Here is a 14,382-nt window from a genome sequence, read left to right as displayed (position 1 = left end):
ATTCTGCTGGATGCCAGCGGAAGCATGGCCGGCACCGTGGATGGCGGAGTGAAGATGGATCTGGCTAAGGCTGCCATCAAACGCTTTGCCAGCTCCCTGCCCAGCCATGCCCAGGTCTCCTTAAGGGTCTACGGACATCAAGGGAGCAACCAGGAAAAAGACAAGGCCAAGTCCTGTGCCAGTACCGAGGAAGTTTATCCGCGTTCCGCCTACTCCGAAAAAAAGTTCAACCAAGCTTTAGACCAGTTTAAACCCACTGGCTGGACCCCCATCGCCAAGGGAATGGAGGAAGCGTATCAGGATCTAAAAGGTGCTGACAAAGCGGAAAACCTGATCTATGTGGTTAGCGACGGGGTTGAAACCTGTGGCGGCAACCCCGAAAAGATGGCCAAGAAATTGAACCAGTCCAATATTCAGGCTATGGTCAATATCATCGGATTTGATGTGGACAATGAAGGACAACAATCTCTGATGGATGTAGCTGAAGCCGGCGGTGGCGAGTATGAGACCGTTCAGTCCGAAGAGGAGTTAAGAAGATATTTTGATGACCTTCAACAGGAGATGTGGATTGAATGGGCGGATTGGGGGACGTCTAGTTCGCTTAAAGTGTATGAAGAACATGATGGTAAATTAATAGATTTATGGGATATTGTGGATGATAGATTTGGAACTAAATTAAGTAATGAAGAGAAACGGATGTATGCCATTTGTGATTATATGAGGGAAAAATTAGGCATTGACTCAACAACGGTAGACAAGTTAAGTGACCTGATTTATGAGCGATATACAACATTAAATACGTTCAAAAAAGATCGTTATAGTACGCTACATGATGCTCTGGAGTCAAATAGAGATGAATTAATAAATGAGATTCAAGAATTGAAAGACGAAAAACAAAATCAGTATGAATAAGAGATATAAAAGAAGGTGAAGGGATGGATAATCATCTTCAGCGGCACATCGCGGTTCTTGCCCTTATCGTGATCGCTGTGTCGCTTTTTTTTCCATTTGTCCCCGTGGCCCATGCGGAATGGACAGAAAAGAATGGTGACTTAACGTATCCAGTTCATCCATTGATTTAAAAAGAAGGAGGTAGCATTTTGAAGGAAAATCAGTTCAAAGAAACTTTGCAAATGTTAATAGGAAATACATTTTTGTCATGGAGAGTTGCAAATGAACCCATATTCTATGGAATTCTTCTTGTAGTATATATGTAGGTATTAAATACCGTGATTTTATTCAGAAAGAGTGCTTCAACCCTAAAACAAAATTTGGGAAATCTCTTGCATTTATAGGTGTCATTGGGCCAGTAGGTGGGGGATTTATGGGTTTTGTTCTTGGACAGTCAAGTGGAGGATCTTTATTCATAGGGTATGGCATACCATTTTGGGTATTTATCATGCTACTTCTCCTAAACTCTAGTATGAGGCAAATAGAAAGTCTTGTAGAGAAGCGAAAAAGTAAGCGAGGGTGAATGTTTGGTCTCTCCAGATGACTTAAATTTAGAAGATGGTACTGTGCCCATCTGGGTTTAAAGTTTGCGAGATTAGGCGTGAATATTATCAATGAGGGAGTGTTTCAATTGAGCCAAAGTAGATGGTGGGTTTTTGGCATCATCGTACTTAGTATAAGTGTTTTGATCGGTTGCGGGAATGAAGAAGCCAGTCAAAGGGAGTCATCGGAGCCCGCTAAAGAGGAAGCGTCTGATGAAGAGCTTACCTTTGCCAAAGATGCTGCAGGCATGTTACATGAAGGCCCCGGCAAGCTCGCAGGGGATAAATACTCGGAGGAGCGTTTAAAAGAGGAGCTGGAGAAGTTTCCAGATGATCTAGAAGCCAAAGAGGCCTATGCGCGTCTGGTGAAGCTGTTGGCCGAGGATTACGAGCCGGTTCTAGAGAAAATCAATGCCTTTGATACCAATCCCTTTTACGTCAAGCAGGGACCCGGGGACTTAGAAGCGCCTGATGCACCGCAGGAAAAGCTGCGTGTGGTGATGCTGTTGGATGCCAGCGGCAGCATGGCTGGTACGGTGGAAGATGGCCGCAAGATGGATGTAGCCAAAGCAGCCATCAACCGTTTTGCTGCTTCCCTGCCGCCCCAGGCGGAAGTCTCTCTCCGCGTCTATGGCCATGAAGGGAGCAACCAGAAGAAGGATAAGGAACGTTCCTGTCGCAGCACCGAGTCGGTATATCCCTTTTCTCCTTATCAAGAGGCGGATTTTCAAAAATCTCTGGACCAGTTCCAACCTACCGGTTGGACACCGATCGCCCGGGCGATGAAAGCGGCTCAAAAAGATCTGGAAAAGGGCGGGAAAAACACAAAGAACCTGATTTATGTGGTGAGTGACGGCGAGGAGACCTGCGGTGGGGACCCTGTGAAGGTAGCTAAACAAATGCACGAATCCGATGTAGAAGCTGTGGTCAACATCATCGGCTTCGACCTGCAGGATCAAGCCCAACAGGAGCTGAAGAAAGCCGCAGAAGCAGGCGGCGGTGAATATCATGGGGCGGATAGTGAAGCGGATCTTCGCCAATATTTGGATGAGCAAAACAGGAAACTGCGTATTGCTTGGATGGATTGGGGGATCGAAAACCGTGAAGATATTCGTCATCAGTATGTCAATAAACATGATGAACTAGGCAAAATAGCAGGAACGAATGGAGAGCTGTATGAGTTAATTAACGCGGAAAAGAAGCGAATGTTAAAGGCGCACACTTTGTTAGCTAAAATGGGAAAGGTAACAGGAGACCAAAGAGATGAATTATATTCAGGAATTGTAGACAGGGGGGACGAGTTATTAGAATTTCAAAAAGACAAGTTTGAATCATTAGAACGACTACTAAAAATAAATAGAAATGCCTTTATAAACCAAATCGAAGATAAGGTGAAACAAAAGGGCGATGAATACCAATAAACCTAAAGCAATCTGAAGAAAGGATAAAAACGGATGGAACATCAACGCAGAGTGGCTCTGGCTATTTTGATTCCACTTGTGGCATTGGTGGCATTGAGTGGTTTCGGCCCTGCGGTACTGGCGGCTCCAACATTTGATCCACCGCCGGCACCGGAACCACCACCGGCTCCCACTCCTCCGCCTGCACCGGATAGGCCCCAGATGGATCCACCATCGCAACCGGATGCGCCTTCACAGCCGGAAGCGCCTCCGGCACCGGGAACTAGTTCTTCAGATGGATCAGGGGGCTGGTTGGATCCGGACAGTCCATTTACCAGTTCTCCAGAATATCAGGCATTAAAACATCTAATGAGTGATTGGTATTTAAACATAGGAGGATTTATCGAAGGTCCTGTTGGAGAAGCTTTGAAGGCCCGAGGGGATCCCTTATATGACCCAGATTTATCGAAGGGTATGTCGAAGGGAAGCATCTATGCTGTGGCCTCAACCATTGTCCGTGGTTCTCTCGGTTTAAAGGTGGATCCAGATTCGTGGTTTAAAAAGGTCCTCGACCTTTGGGGATTGGGTGACCAAGTGGCCGGGGCCGCGGCGCTATATGATTGGAATAAGATTTCATCCCTTGTAACCGGTGCTGGATCAGGCATTGAGGGATCACAAAGCTTGTATTTACTCGAACGTTTAAAACTGGTCAACATCAAGGATATCCTATCAGCGAGAGCACCGGCTCCTCCTGTAACCGGGTTCGGATACTTTGCCGGTGGGGTCGGAGCGGCTTTTTCTGTTACGGAAACGGGTGTTAATTTGTACGTTCTGTCCCAAGCAGACGATTTTTCTAAACAGCAAGCTGATGCAATGCTCGGAGTTATCTCAGGAATTGCTGGGTTGATCATCTCTCTAGCTTTGCTTGGAGCGTCAATCAGTGGGGCAATGATTGCGGGTGCTGTTGTGGTTCTCGTTGTAACTACTGTAGCGAAATGGTTAACGAACTATAAGCCCGTACGTGTCTTCATAACAGCTCCTTTTGTCGGATTAAAAAAATGGTGGAGTTTTCAACTTCGACCAATTACTGATCCAGTGGGGATTATGAAATCGGTTGCCAAAGGATATCAAAAGGGAGTGGCGGCAATCTCCAAAACCGCACAAGCGTCAGCAGCCCTCACCAGAAAAGCAGTTCAATTCGTTAAAGCACCTAAGGAGGGGATTCAAAACTTGATTAGTATGTTTAAGAGATAACAATCTGATATAGAGAAAATTTACGTAGCCAAAAGAGGGGAAGATTAACATGCGCAAATGGATGCCCCCACAACCGGTTGTGGAAACGGCAGAACGGTATAAAAAGGATGGAGAAATATATCTTTTTTCACCCCGGGAATACCGCCTTTATGGAGGAAACTACTATGCAGCTTGTTATAATCCGAATAGAGAGAGTATATGGTTGTTTTTAGATGAAAAAGGAGAGCCCCTAAAAAAAACGACAATGAAAGACATTGTGACGGTTATTATTTCTGTCAATGGGGTATTTCTCGATCTCCGTTTTGTTAAAAAAGCGGCCAGGAATCAGCATGATCGCTTGTATCAACGAAGTTACCATCTTATCACCCAAGCCGAAAGCTTAATCGAAACAAATGATCCCGCGCACAAGCATTTTTTGGCCTTTAAAAATATTTTTGATACCATTATTCACTGGTCACCGATTATACGTAGAAATGCTAAGGAAATTTTAGAGCTTAAAGAGAAGCTAGACGAAATACGTTATCTTGATGAACCTTTGTATCAACAACTCATGGATTTACGGTATGATATGGCTCATGGGATGTTCCGGCAAAATCGATCATTGGTGGAATCTTATGAATCGAGGAAAAACGTAATTTTCCATCTCTGGAAGAAGGGAAAGATTTGGCTGGCTATCCGCCTGGCTTTCTTTTATCTGTTCGATAACAAATCAAATCATTTATCAAATGCAGATAGACAAACATATCGGGAATTAAGTGAAATTTTTATAGATGGCAAAGACCCTGTCAAGGTCTCAGATGAATTTGAAAAAGTGATTCGTAGATCTCGCAACCCATGATAAGGAGGTGATTACGTGGCTCGATTGCGAGAGACGTTCGACATAGTTAAAAGCAAGTTCCGCTTGACCCTACGGAGCGGAGTCATCCTGCTCACACCGATGTATGTTTTGTATTTCGTGGTGACTTCTTATTTTCGCTATTACTACTCCATTGTCCCGGCCTACTGAACCGCAGAAAAGGAGTCGGAAACCTTCTCCCCTTGAGCGACAGGGGGGAAGAATAGCGCGATAACTGGGGTTGTTTGATGAGTTGTTGGAGTTTTTATTCGGCCTGATCAAAGGATTTTTCAAGCTGATCTTCTGGTTTTTCCGCTGGATTTTGTGGCCTTTTATTCGGGTGTTTGAAGCAATTTTCTCCTTTGTTGATGAGGTTTTATCCTCTCGTGATGATTATAGAGAGTGGAAAGAAAAAAGAAGAAGGAAGAGGGAACAGAGGGAGGGCTCTCATCAAAAACAACAGGAGCCAAAGCACCGTCTTAGAGGAGGCCTTCGACGAGTAACAAACACATCAGGGAGGTGGGGCAGCATAAGCACGGTGACAGAGCTGTGGACGGAATTAAAAGGGATTTTGGATGAAAAATCGGGGACAAAGAGGATTTATCACCCGAAGGTAGAGGAAATCCGGGCCACAGAAAATAAGATGAAGCTGTCATTCCCCGAGGAGTTGAAACGAAGGTGGCGGTCAGGATCCATTCCCGGGCAGCAAAAACTTTGGGGAGCAGCGGATCGGATGTCTGCCATTGAATCACGGTCTGTTGACCGATGCCTTTGATCTGCGTGGCCACCCCCACACCGGTGGACAGGATCAAGGAGAGCCAGGGGATGGGAGAGTGGCCAAAGCAAAGGGTAAACACGGCCAGGAGGAAGGTGCCGCCTCCAATGCAGAGGGAAAGTCGGCGCCGGATGGCAGACTCCCCTTTCAAGCCGAGCAGACCGCCGGCCAGCAGCCCCGCAAAAAAAGCGGCGTTGATCAGGCCCCACCAGACCTCACTCTGTCGAATCACTTCTTCCACGTACAGATACAGGATGGCGGCGATCCAGACGACGTTGGCGAGGCCGTCCAGCCCATCGATGACGGCCACTGTGCGAAGGGAGGGGATTTGGCGTATGGCCAACCAGCCTTCACTCCATGTTGGCCCGGGCTTCTGCCGGATAGGAGGGCTCTTTTTCCTCTCGCCTACCTGGATTCGTGCCATCAACGCTGTTGATATAGTGAAAAGGATGCCGGCTCCCATGACCAAAGCGGGGCCGCCCAGGAGGGCGGCGAGAACGCCCCCGACGGCCCATCCCCCCAGCTGCACCGTTTGGTCCACCATCGCCATCCAGCTGTTGGCCTTTACCAGCTCTGTTGATGAAACCAGTCTCGGAAGCAGGGCTTGACGGGTGGGGGTGGCCCATCCGTCGAGAAAGGCGATGGCGCTGATGAGAGGGAAAAGAATCGAGATAGATTGGAGGTCAAACCCGACCAAAAAATAGAGCAGGAGGCTTTTTCCCCCTTGGGAGGAGACGAGGATTTTTTGCAAGGGGAACCGATCCATCACCCAGGGAGCGACTACCCCGCCTCCCAATCGGGAAAAGGTGATCGCAAAGGGAACAGTGGTCATGATGGTAGCCGACCCGGTCCGATCGTACAGGATCTGCAACAGCCCGATGATGTAAAATAGGTCGCCGCCGTTGGCCAGGCTTTGGCCGATCCACAAAAAACGGAAGGAAGAGCGTTTCATCCCCGATCTCCTTTCTGAAACATATTCAGTTATTGGAGAATCGGAGGGGTTTACATGGGGTAAGGACTCCTTTTTCGCGCAGGCTGCCACCGGCACGCTTTCATTCTAGTTTTCATAGATTGAGAGTAAGAAATCGTGCAGGAAAGGGAGCTATTTCAATGCAGATGGAAATCCGCGGTGCTGCCAAGTTTCACGATGCCTATGTCGGAGATGTCCATCGGGACGCGGGGTATGGCGACTCGCCCTACCTTTGTGTCGGAACAGACGCCACTCTGGGCATCACCCGCAGTCTGATGCAATTTGACCTGTCCGCCATTCCAGAAGGGTCCACCATTCACTGGGCCCGCCTGTCGATCTTTCACTCCGGTGATGACCCGACTCCAGTGGAAGTGGGGATTCATCCAGTGACCACCGCTTGGAGGGAGAGCGGGGTGACCTGGGCCGATCAGCCCGAGTGGGGCCCCCGCTACAGCGCACAGACGTTGGAATCCCGGGGCTGGTATGATTTTTGGATGACCCAGATTGTGGCGGACTGGTGTAGCGGCCGCCGGTCCAATTACGGAATTGGCCTCAAAGCCGTCGATGAAAGCCAGGTGCGGCGCATCTTTTATTCCTCGGATTACACGGAGGATCCCGCGTTGCTACCTTCGCTTACCATTGATTATACTCCGCCAGAGGCTTCTCCCGCCATAGAAGAATATCGAGGCTTTTGGGTGGATCAGTTCCATGCTGGCGCCAAAACCCCCGACCAGGTGGATCAGCTTCTGGCCGACGCCAAAACCGCCAAGGCCAATGCGATCTTCCTACAGGTGCGCAGACGGGGAGACGCCTATTACAACAATTCCATGGAACCGCGGACGGAGGATCCGGCTCTGGCGGAGGGTTTTGATCCCTTGGCGGACCTGATCACCAAAGCCCGCGGGGAAGGGATGGAGGTACACGCCTGGTTTTCCTGTATGAAAATATGGAACCAGGACACGCCTCCCGTCGCTCCCGATCACTTGTTCAACCGCCATGGAGATGCGGCACGCGGCACCTCCGATTATTGGCTCAGCGAAGACGCTAACGGCGACAACCGCTTTCAGGGGGAGGCGGTGGTTGATCCCGGCCATCCGGCCTCCAATGAACATTTGATCGATGTCCTCTGTCATGTGGCCGAAAACTATGAGATCGATGGGGTCATGCTGGACCTGGTTCGCTATATGGGAGAGGACTGGGGGTACAACCCCACGGCGCTCCAGCGTTACCAAAAACAGACCGGCGTATCGGTGCCGCCGGCGCCGACCGATGCAAATTGGATGACCTGGCGCCGGCGACAGGTGGACCAGCTGGTGCGGAAAGCTTATGTTCGCCTGCTGTCGATCAAGCCGAAACTGAAGGTGTCTGTCGCGGTCATCACCTGGGGAGACGGACCGGCGTCGGAGGCGGACTGGGAACGAACCGCTGCCATGACCACCGTCTTTCAGGATTGGCGCACCTGGATGGAACAGGGATGGGTGGATATGACCATTCCTATGAACTACTTCGATGAGTCCCGCTGGGCGGTTTTCTATGATCATTGGATCGAGTGGGCAAAAAACCATCAGTACGGGCGGATTAGCGTCAACGGCGTTGGGATCTATTTGAATACCATCGATCACAGCCTCACCCAGATTGAAAAAGGGTTGACTCCTTCCTCCGCCGGAAAGCGGCTGGCCGGAACCGGTCTCTACTCCTACGCGGTGACCAATCGCGATGGTATCTCGAACGGGGAGTTTTACCGGGCGCTGACCCAGGGCACCTCCCAACACCCGGACCCGCCCTTTCAGGGGCCGGCCCGTCCCCCGACCTTACAGTGGAAAGAGAATCCAAAAACCGGTCACGTCATCGGTCGCCTCCGCTCCAGCCAAAATCCCGATCGCGTCTTTGACGGGACCGATGTGGAGATAGAGGGGGCAGTACAAAGGGCGGTTTCCACTGACGGACATTCCGACTTCGCCGTGGTCGACCTCCCGCCTGGAGAGTACGTGGCTACCTGTGGCGGCAGTTCCCAATCCTTTACCATCACCGCCGGCCGGGTGACAGAAGTGACGGTGGAGCTTTGATCAGGCAGATTCGCCCCAACCCCGGAGCCAATTGGCTTCGGGTTTTTGAATGGGTTACATAAATTTGCCTCTACCAAGGATCTTTTTGATAAAATAAATAATATATGTCGTCAAAAAGGTTGCTGGATTCCAGATATTGCAAGGTTTATCGCAACTGGAGCGGCCTTGCGACAAAAGTGGCGATCATCGGTTATGATGGAAATTGGACGTGGAGTGCTTATCGAGCCCCGGTTGACCGACCAACGATCAACCAGCCCCTTCAGGCTATGGGGGCTTTTGTACGTACGAACAGGAAAGGACGAGGAGGGACAACGGGTGAACAGGCCGAAAATCACGGTGATCGGCAGCATCAACATGGACCTGGTAACGGAAACATCCCGGGTTCCGGATTTGGGGGAGACGGTGTTGGGCACCCGATTTTCCACCCATCCGGGAGGCAAAGGGGCCAATCAGGCCGTCGCCTGTGCCCGCTTGGGCGCCGATGTGACGATGGTGGGCTGTGTGGGGAATGATCCCTTCGGAAAAGAGCTGAGGGAGAATCTGCGGAAGCAAGGGGTTGCGGTTTCCCACGTCGATTCGGTTTCGGGTGAAGCGACGGGGGTCGCTTCCATTGTGGTGGAACAGGGTGACAACAGCATCATCGTGGTGCCGGGGGCCAACCATGCCGTCACCCCGGAAAAAGTGGGCCAAGCGGAAGAAGCGATCCGGGAAGCGGATGTGGTTTTGCTGCAGTTGGAAATCCCGATAGATGCCGTGGCGGAAGCTGTCGGGATCGCCCGGCGTCACCAGGTGCCTGTGGTGCTCAACCCGGCGCCGGCGATGGAGCTTTCGCGGGAGCTTCTGGACGGGGTGTCGATCTTAACCCCCAATGAATACGAGCTGGCGGTTCTCCTCGGCCAGGACAAGGAGCAGGAGGCTGATTTTCGCCGGATGTTGGCTGTTTACCCCGGACAAGTGGTGATGACGAAGGGCGGTGAGGGTGCCTTTTATACGGGAGAGGAGCAACAAGTGTTTCATCAGCCTGGATATCCGGTGGAGGTGGTTGATACCACCGGGGCTGGCGACACCTTTAACGCCGCCCTGGCCTGCAAGGTTGGAGAAGGGAAAGGGATGGCGGAAGCGGTCCGTTACGCTACAGCGGCCAGCGCCTTGTCGGTCACCCGTTTCGGCGCCCAGGGAGGGATGCCACATGCGGTGCAGGTAGAGGCTTTTTTACGCAGGGGAGAATGGGAGTGTCCCTAACCTGAGTCGTGTACTCACAGGATCTGTTGTAATTCATAGGGTACCGGTCTTGCCGGCCCTCCCTTCCCACACTCCTATGCCATCCCGGCATAGGAGTGTGGACGGTAAGGGCGCCATTTTACATAAAAACATCGAGAAAACATCGAGAGAGGAGAAACCAGATGAACCCGATCTTATTAGATGTCGATACAGGAATCGATGATGCGTTGGCCATCGCTTATGCCGTCCATTCTCCGGAATTAGAGATCCTGGGGATCACTACTTGTTTTGGAAACGCGAGCGTGGAAGAAACGACACGGAATACCCTGCAGGTATTGGAGGTACTGGGGGCGGAGGAGATTCCGGTCATCGCCGGTGCCGGAAACACCTTAGCGGGCTACCCGCCCCGTGAGAAGGCTTCGTGGATTCATGGTGAAAACGGCCTCGGCGATGTGAAGCTGCCGTTGCCCACCCGACGTCCCCTCGACGGAAATGCGGCGCAGTTTATCATTTCCGAAGTGCGCCGTCGTCCCCACGAGGTCACCTTGATCACGGTGGGCAGCCTGGTCAATCTGGCCACCGCTCTGAGGCAGGATCCGGAGATCGCTGGGCTACTGAAACAAGTGGTGGTCATGGGCGGTGCCGTCACAGTACCCGGAAATATCACCCCCCATGCGGAGGCCAACATCCATGCGGATCCGGAGGCGGCGGATGTGGTCTTCCGATCGGGTGTGCCCATCACCCTCGTCGGTTTGGACGTCACCATGAAGACCCTCCTCAGACGAGAGCGATTGGAAGACTGGCGACGGGAAAATACAGAGGTGTCCTGGTTCCTGGCGGATATCTGCGACTTTTATATGAATGCTTATCATCAAGAAGTCGACGCTTCGCTGGGAGGTTGTGCCCTTCATGACCCCCTCACGGTCGGAATCGTGATCGATCCTTCCTTTGTACGCACGACTCCGATGAAGGTGAGGGTGATCACAGAAGGGGAGGAGCGGGGACGAACCGTGGGAAGCGAACATTTGTCGTCCCATGTTCAAGTCGCGCTCAAGGTGGATAGCGACCGTTTTGTCTCTCACTTTTTAAGTCGTGTCGTTCCTCAAGTTTCTTTTAGTCAATCCTGAATATCAGATGTCAGCATGGGTTATGCTTTTGGGCATAACGGGTGGGAGAGGGAACTTTTAAAAGAAGGAATGGAAACGTGTATCGTATCCTTTTGTCGTTTTTCGACTTGGGAGCACATGGTACGTCGTGGAAAAAGGAGTTACTGGCAGGATTCACCGCTTTTTTTACCAGCGCTTATATTCTCTTGGTCAACCCCATGATCCTGAAGGATGCCGGGATTCCCTTAAGCGCGGGAATCATGGCGACGATTGCCGCCTCTGTCGTCGGATGTCTCTTGATGGCGCTCTGGGCCAATGCGCCGATGGTTGTGATTCCCGGGATGGGTATCAACGCTTTGTTCAGCTACACGCTGGTCCAATCTCTGGGGCTTACGTGGCAGCAGGGGTTGGCTGTGGTGATCACATCGGGCATTCTCTTTCTGATCACGGCGGTCACTCCATTGGGAACCTGGTTGACCCGAGCGGTTCCTGTATCGTTGAAACACGGGATCACGGCGGGAATCGGTCTTCTGCTCACCTTTATCGGTCTGCAGAAGGGGGAGATTATTCAGGCGAGTGATGTCACCTGGATCGCCCTGGGCGATTTGGGACGCCCTGTCGCTATCGCCACCCTGACGGGGTTAGCCGTCACCCTGTTCCTCTTCCTTCGCGATGTAAAAGGGGGCCTGTTGATCGGCCTGTTTTTTACCTGCCTGGCCACTTGGGGGCTGACAGGCCAGGTGGAAACTTCCATCGCGAGGGTTGATCTCCGGGAAATGGCCCAGGCATTCGCCTCTGCTGATTTTAGCTTGTTACAGATTCCCTTCTGGATGGCTGTCTTTTCTATGACCATGATTGTCGTTTTCGAAAACATGGGGACCTTGAGCGGGCTGCTGCCGGACACGAAAAAGTTTCCCCAAGCTTACAAAGTGACGGCGGTATCCACGATCGCCTCAGGAGTTTTTGGCACCAGCCCGACCATCGCGGCGGCGGAGAGCGCATCGGGAGTCTCTGCCGGAGGGAAAACCGGTATCCCCGCTCTGGTGACAGCGGTTTTGTTCGCCGCCTCCGTCCTGGCGCTGCCGGTGATCGGACTCATTCCCGACAACGCGGTGGCCCCCTTGTTGATTGTGATCGGCGGGATGATGATGAAAAGTGTGCAGGCAATCCCCTTTTCCGATGTTTCCGAAGGTTTTCCCGCCTTTTTGATTATCGCCTGTATCCCGCTGACATCCAGTATTGCCGACGGATTGGCCTTTGGGTTTATCGCTTACCCCTTGGCCAAAGCGGCCGTTGGAAAATGGAAACAGGTGCCGGCCCTGTTGTATTGGATCGCCGGACTGTTCCTGTTAAATTTGATCGCTACTTCCATGGTGGGACACTGAAAAGCCTCCCAGGGCTTTCGAAGAAGATGCGACTGCTGCCTTTCATCGGCAGCGGTTTTTTTACGGTTAACTGAATGGGGGCCATCAATCCTTATTTAAGCCTCGCTTGTCAAATCGCAATCGATGAATTAACCTGATAATCATAACTCTTTGGGGAGGGAGACCGATGACGAAACAGATTTTTTCCTCCGATGTGACATGGTCGGGTGAAGGAGTCGCTTCCGTAGCGGATATCAATGGGAAACAGGTAACCATCGATGAGCCTGAAAACTTAGGTGGCACCGATCAAGGGCCCAATCCCGTGGAACTGATTTTGGCTGGGTTGGGTGGCTGTATCAATGTGTTGGTCTCCTCATTTGCCAAACTGCATGGAGTGGAATTGAAGGGGAGTCGGGTGCACGTGGAGGGGGATTTGGATCCGGATGGTTTTCTGGAAAAAGCCGATGTGCGGCCGGGCTTTCAAGAAATCCGATACCAGATCGAAATTGACTCCCCCTCTGCTCCGGAAAAAATTGAAGCCTTAATCGAACACGTGGAGCGGGTCTGCCCCGTGAAGGATACCTTGAAGGGTGTGCCCACCGTGGCGATGACCGCGAAGCAGCCCAGTGAATCATAAATCCAACCGCCTCCTTGCAACATGGCAAGGAGGATTTTTTTGCATTTTTATTTTGAAGATATTTGTTAAGATGGGGATGGTACATACTCTTCAAATTCTTACATAAGGGGGAATCAGGATTGTCTGGGTTTTCCGGTTATATGTCCCGGGTGGGAATCCGTGCAGCCACAGTAGATACCCAATTGGCCAAGCGAAACTTTTATCCGGGAGAAGAAGTGGAGGGGGAGGTGGTCATCAAAGGGGGAGCGGTGGAACAGCGGGTGGAGAAGATCGACCTCCGATTAATGGTGTCCATCCAGAGGGAAGCGTCCACCCGGCACTACACCTGGCAGACGTATCCCTTGGAGGGAGTCGTGATTGCTCCCAGAGAAGAACAGCGGGTTCCCTTTACCATTCGGCTGCCTTATGACCTGCCCATATCGGGCGCTAACCATCACATCTCCATCAAAACAGGACTGGATATCGAGAAAGCAATCGACCCGTCGGACAGCGATCGCATCCTGGTGGAGCTTCACCCCAAGGCGAAAGCGGTGATTGAAGTCTTTGAAAAGCTGAATTTTCGCCTTCATCAACGGGACAGCGAGGCCGCTTCCAAGTATCGGTCCCAGCGGCCCTTTGTCATGGAATACGAGCTGAAGCCCGTATTTGGTTCTCATTATGCGGAAACCTTCGATGAGGTGGAGCTGGCTTTTGAGGAGATCGACGGGGACCTGGGAGTTGCGATGCTGATCGACCAACGGCGGTCCGGTCTGGCGGAAAAACTGGACTTGGATGAAACCTTGGTCAAGTTTCCGGTCACTGACGCTGCGCTGGCCAAGCCGCGACTGTTGAAAGAGACCATCCAAGATCAGCTGGAACGATTCATCTGAAGGGAGTAAAAACCGCCCGTCAACGGGCGGTTTTTCAGAGTGTGGAGAAAGCCCTTCACTGCTTTCTCCACACTTTTTTTTATGGACAAAACCAGCTCATCGACGTATCAAAACCTGGATCAAAAAGGCCTCCCAACCACCTAACCGGCTTTGGTTAGGTGGTTGGCAATCTTCTTGATGTTTTGCGCTGCGGCCGTCATCAGCGCTTGCTCTTGGACCTTTTCCCTTCCCCTCAACCGGCAGTAGCGAAGCCCGTGCAGCTCTTTCGCGTCTGCAAAGCTTCGCTCGATCGTCTCTTTCCGTTTTTTGTACAGGTATTTTCCCGTAGAGGAAAGGCGATGGGCTCGCACTTTTTCCTTATGTTTTTCCCACACGTGTCGGGTGATGACTTT

General features: G+C 51.5%; 14 protein-coding genes. 12 read left to right on the top strand and 2 right to left on the bottom strand.

Annotated elements, in window-relative coordinates; genetic code table 11:
• The 6 genes from BLP91_RS16095 to BLP91_RS16900 all read left to right on the top strand — a co-directional run.
• Nucleotides 1-912 (top strand): VWA domain-containing protein (locus BLP91_RS16095; protein WP_091573135.1); only part of this gene is annotated, 912 nt, incomplete at its 5' end.
• Nucleotides 913-935: 23 nt separating this feature from the next.
• Nucleotides 936-1,082: a hypothetical protein gene (locus BLP91_RS16905; protein ID WP_176758059.1), complete on the top strand. Its 147-nt coding sequence runs from the start codon at nt 936-938 to the stop codon at nt 1,080-1,082.
• Nucleotides 1,083-1,582: 500 nt separating this feature from the next.
• Nucleotides 1,583-2,914, top strand: coding sequence for a VWA domain-containing protein (locus tag BLP91_RS16090; protein ID WP_143003590.1), 1,332 nt, complete (start codon nt 1,583-1,585; stop codon nt 2,912-2,914).
• Nucleotides 2,915-2,947: 33 nt separating this feature from the next.
• Nucleotides 2,948-4,147, top strand: a complete 1,200-nt coding sequence (locus BLP91_RS16975; protein WP_091573133.1) for a hypothetical protein — start codon at nt 2,948-2,950, stop codon at nt 4,145-4,147.
• 49 nt (nt 4,148-4,196) lie between these two features.
• Entirely contained in the window at nt 4,197-4,985 is a 789-nt protein-coding gene (locus BLP91_RS16080; protein WP_091573132.1) for a hypothetical protein, read from the top strand.
• Between the two features lie 15 nt (nt 4,986-5,000).
• Nucleotides 5,001-5,153: a hypothetical protein gene (locus tag BLP91_RS16900; RefSeq protein ID WP_176758058.1), complete on the top strand. Its 153-nt coding sequence runs from the start codon at nt 5,001-5,003 to the stop codon at nt 5,151-5,153.
• Between the two features lie 308 nt (nt 5,154-5,461).
• On the opposite strand, the gene BLP91_RS16075 is transcribed toward BLP91_RS16900, so the two are convergent.
• Complete coding sequence (locus tag BLP91_RS16075; RefSeq protein WP_091573131.1) at nt 5,462-6,709, bottom strand: MFS transporter; 1,248 nt, start codon at nt 6,707-6,709, stop codon at nt 5,462-5,464.
• A gap of 158 nt (nt 6,710-6,867) precedes the next feature.
• Here BLP91_RS16075 and BLP91_RS16070 point away from each other — a divergent pair, with 158 nt between their 5' ends.
• The 6 genes from BLP91_RS16070 to BLP91_RS16045 all read left to right on the top strand — a co-directional run bounded on the left by BLP91_RS16070 (nt 6,868) and on the right by BLP91_RS16045 (nt 13,990).
• Nucleotides 6,868-8,793, top strand: a complete 1,926-nt coding sequence (locus BLP91_RS16070) for a family 10 glycosylhydrolase (protein ID WP_091573130.1) — start codon at nt 6,868-6,870, stop codon at nt 8,791-8,793.
• A 315-nt stretch (nt 8,794-9,108) separates the two neighbouring features.
• A complete protein-coding gene (gene rbsK / locus BLP91_RS16065) occupies nt 9,109-10,035 on the top strand; it encodes a ribokinase (protein WP_091573129.1) in 927 nt (308 codons plus the stop codon).
• Between the two features lie 161 nt (nt 10,036-10,196).
• Nucleotides 10,197-11,141 carry a nucleoside hydrolase gene (locus BLP91_RS16060; RefSeq protein ID WP_091573128.1) on the top strand — a complete coding sequence of 315 codons (945 nt, stop codon included), beginning with the start codon at nt 10,197-10,199 and terminating at the stop codon, nt 11,139-11,141.
• 77 nt (nt 11,142-11,218) lie between these two features.
• Nucleotides 11,219-12,505 carry an NCS2 family permease gene (locus BLP91_RS16055; protein WP_245662299.1) on the top strand — a complete coding sequence of 429 codons (1,287 nt, stop codon included), beginning with the start codon at nt 11,219-11,221 and terminating at the stop codon, nt 12,503-12,505.
• 166 nt (nt 12,506-12,671) lie between these two features.
• Complete coding sequence (locus tag BLP91_RS16050; protein WP_091573127.1) at nt 12,672-13,121, top strand: OsmC family protein; 450 nt, start codon at nt 12,672-12,674, stop codon at nt 13,119-13,121.
• Between the two features lie 119 nt (nt 13,122-13,240).
• Nucleotides 13,241-13,990: a sporulation protein gene (locus BLP91_RS16045; protein ID WP_091573126.1), complete on the top strand. Its 750-nt coding sequence runs from the start codon at nt 13,241-13,243 to the stop codon at nt 13,988-13,990.
• Between the two features lie 140 nt (nt 13,991-14,130).
• On the opposite strand, the gene BLP91_RS16040 is transcribed toward BLP91_RS16045, so the two are convergent.
• Nucleotides 14,131-14,382, bottom strand: a 252-nt coding sequence (locus BLP91_RS16040) for a transposase (protein ID WP_143003583.1), incomplete at its 5' end; no start/stop codon positions are given.

The sequence above is a fragment of the Melghirimyces thermohalophilus genome, from assembly GCF_900102685.1.
In the GTDB taxonomy this organism is placed as follows: domain Bacteria; phylum Bacillota; class Bacilli; order Thermoactinomycetales; family DSM-45169; genus Melghirimyces; species Melghirimyces thermohalophilus.
The sequence above is the reverse complement of the archived record's forward strand: the minus strand, read 5'-3'. Positions and strand labels throughout refer to the sequence as shown.